General features: G+C 26.8%; 3 protein-coding genes and 3 rRNA genes. 4 read left to right on the top strand and 2 right to left on the bottom strand.

Going from position 1 to position 3,166, the window contains the following annotated elements:
• A 23S ribosomal RNA gene (locus tag CHF27_RS13550) occupies positions 1-152 on the top strand; the annotation flags it as partial.
• A gap of 84 nt (positions 153-236) precedes the next feature.
• Positions 237-353 (top strand): 5S ribosomal RNA (gene rrf, locus CHF27_RS13545).
• A 381-nt stretch (positions 354-734) separates the two neighbouring features.
• Here the strand turns inward: rrf and CHF27_RS14620 are convergent.
• Both CHF27_RS14620 and CHF27_RS13540 read right to left on the bottom strand, forming a co-directional pair.
• Entirely contained in the window at positions 735-866 is a 132-nt protein-coding gene (locus CHF27_RS14620; protein ID WP_274541577.1) for a hypothetical protein, read from the bottom strand.
• Positions 867-1,071: 205 nt separating this feature from the next.
• Positions 1,072-1,470, bottom strand: a complete 399-nt coding sequence (locus CHF27_RS13540; protein WP_095405556.1) for a hemerythrin domain-containing protein — start codon at positions 1,468-1,470, stop codon at positions 1,072-1,074.
• An 880-nt stretch (positions 1,471-2,350) separates the two neighbouring features.
• On the opposite strand from CHF27_RS13540, the gene CHF27_RS13535 reads away from it, so the two are divergent.
• Together CHF27_RS13535 and CHF27_RS13530 are read left to right on the top strand one after the other, a co-directional pair.
• A complete protein-coding gene (locus tag CHF27_RS13535) occupies positions 2,351-2,632 on the top strand; it encodes a hypothetical protein (protein WP_095405557.1) in 282 nt (93 codons plus the stop codon).
• Between the two features lie 228 nt (positions 2,633-2,860).
• Positions 2,861-3,166, top strand: a 16S ribosomal RNA gene (locus tag CHF27_RS13530); the annotation flags it as partial.

Here is a 3,166-nt window from a genome sequence, read left to right as displayed (position 1 = left end):
GCTGAAAGCATCTAAGCGCGAAGCCTACTTCAAGATAAGATTTCCCACCGTAAGGGTAAGATCCCAGGAAGACTACCTGGTTGATAGGTCGAAGGTGTAAGTGCAGTAATGTATTTAGCTTAACGATACTAATAGATCGAGGACTTGACCAAGAATTAAAATGATAATTCCTAAATGTATGCAGTTTTTAGAGTATTAACTCTAAAACTTAATAGAAATGTTAAGCATAAAGATTATGTGGTTATAATAGCAAAGAGGATACACCTGTTCCCATTCCGAACACAGAAGTTAAGCTCTTTAGCGCTGATGGTACTTGGAGGGCAACCTCCTGGGAGAGTAGGACGTAGCCACGTAATCTTTTTTTAATATTAGTATTTCTTACGTTGACGGCTATGAAGGGACGACGAGATACGTGTAAAAACTGGATACATCTTCTATAGATACATTGAAATGACCGGTTTTTACTGTTGAAATTTTATTTATAAAGCTTAGCAATATCTAAGTTAGTTATTTGTTCACTTTTCTCATCTAAATCTATGATGTATTCTTAAAATCGTTTAATATGACTAGTCAAATAATTTATTTCTTGGTTGCATTTTTGATAACTAAATTACACTTTTAATACTTTTAAATAGAGTATTTTCCTATTTGTATAGCAAAGATAATGTTTTATTGCACACAAAAAAAGATATCAATAATACTATTAATATCTTTTGATTCATAATTTAGTAAAATTACTGCTTATTAATAAATAAACCTTTTAAGTACCTTACTATAAGGTTCAATGGATTATTAGGCCAAAATTTATCTCCTATTACTAGAAAAGCAAGTAGTCCAAATATACATAATATATCTTTAAAATCCATAGGTATCACCCCTTTTTTTATAATGTACAACAATTATTACTTCAATTAAATTATAACCATTTAAAGGAAATTAATCACTATTTTATAAAAATTAATTTAAAGCTTACTATATACTATATATTCCACTTGTATAGTAAAAATGATTTTTTGTACAAAAGAATCCTATTTCGATAATGAATTTATAATCCAATGTTACTATATATATTTATAATAGTATATATAATTTCTTGTCTTCTTTATCAAGTCTACTAAAAATAGCATTCATTATCATTGGATATTCTAACTTGAATTCATTTATATTATTTAAAATTCTATTTTTAGTGTTGAATTTTGCCTTAAACTCATTAAATGTTTTAGATATATGCCCCATTTCTGTAATAAAATTTTTTGCAATTCTTCTAACCTCTGTATTACTAGAATTTAAAAGTAATGAATATAAATATTTATCTTCTGATTGCAAATGAAGGTTAATTTTTCCATCTAATAAATTAATATTTAATGCAATCTTATCAGCGTTAGATTCTATATTGTATCCTAGAGATTTCATATCAGATAATAATTTATAAAGTTCCTTATGTTGTCTTGCTAAATTTTGATTTATCATTTATTTACCCTCTTATTTTATATATTTTTTATTTAACTTATTTAATACTTCTTCTAAGTTTAATTCATGCATTTGTTCTAATTTTTCATTTTGAACTAATATATATCTAATAGTATTTAAACTATCAATATTTATTGGATTTAGTTTTGTATTATTTAAATTAAATATGTAATTTATTCCCAATTTAATGATATATATATCATATATTTTATTTAATTAAATTTCGGTAACGTAAGTTACATAATAAGTATTTATTGGATTTAACTAATGTTATAATCATAATAAATTGCCTAGTTTAATAAAATACCCCACATACCATATAATTACTTAAGAAAGTCATGGCAAAAACTAGCGTTAGATATCATAAAAAAGAATTTTACAGAGGTAAGAACTAAAAGGCTAATTAACAGCTTGTATAAAATATATAGAGAAGGATTTTATGTAAATGCAGAAAGAGATTTAAACAATATAAAACAGAGAGTATATGTACAGCAATCTACGCTGTAGATTCTGTATTAATTTCTTATTAATTAAGGGGTGATATTATGAAAGACACAACTATTCGTTATCTTATATTAACTTTTTTTATTTTAACATTCGTACTACAATTTATCTCATTCTTTTTTGAAAAACCATATAAGACAATTTTGTTTGTTATATGTTTATTATTAATTATAATAATTTTTATTCTCCAAAAGAAACTAAAGGATATAGAAAAGTAAAATTATATTATAATGCATATAAGTAAAAAAGTGATTAGTGCTAATATATTACGAAAAAACCCATGGATAATAATTTCATTAATAAAAAAAAATTATATGCAAAGAATAAGAATAATTGATTATATATAAAATTATTTTATTTGGAGGTAACTAAACAAATGGACAATATGAAAGAAATGAGAAATAAATTAGATGATGGTAAATATAATTTGATTTTAGAAATAGCTGATTCATCGTATTTTGGATCATATGAAGATGTAGATACTAAATCAGGTGAAGACTTAGTTAGAAATTATTTAAGAAGTAATTCTGATGATGCAGAATTTGATAATATAAAAATAAAATATAATAAAAATAGACATACTGTAAGGGTTAATGTTGATTTGAATTATGATAATAATACCCATAAAGACTATTCGAATAGAGGAAGATTGATGTAAATAAAAAATTAAGGATAAGTAATACATATTTTAAAATAAAAAATAAAATAAAAATATTTAAAAAAGTATTGACCTTGTAAAATAAAGGTGGTATAGTATTACTTGTCCTTAAGAAAAGGGCGAACGAGAAAAAATGAACTTTGAAAATTAAACAGTAGGTTAATTTATAGAATTTGAAACAACCAAACAAAGCCAGATATATAACAGTATCTGAGCCCATCAAAACTTTTATTTGAGAGTTTGATCCTGGCTCAGGATGAACGCTGGCGGCGTGCCTAACACATGCAAGTCGAGCGATTCTCTTCGGAGAAGAGCGGCGGACGGGTGAGTAACGCGTGGGTAACCTGCCCTGTACACACGGATAACATACCGAAAGGTATGCTAATACGAGATAAAGTGCTATGAAGACATCTTCGAAGCACCAAAGCTTTAGCGGTACAGGATGGACCCGCGTCTGATTAGCTAGTTGGTAAGGTAACGGCTTACCAAGGCGACGATCAGTAGCCGACCTGAGAGGGTGATCGGCCACATTGG

Origin of the sequence: Romboutsia maritimum (assembly GCF_002251085.2) — a bacterium.
In the GTDB taxonomy this organism is placed as follows: Bacteria; Bacillota; Clostridia; order Peptostreptococcales; family Peptostreptococcaceae; genus Romboutsia_B; species Romboutsia_B maritimum.
Note: the sequence above shows the minus strand (reverse complement) of the source record. Positions and strands in the feature narration are given on the sequence as shown.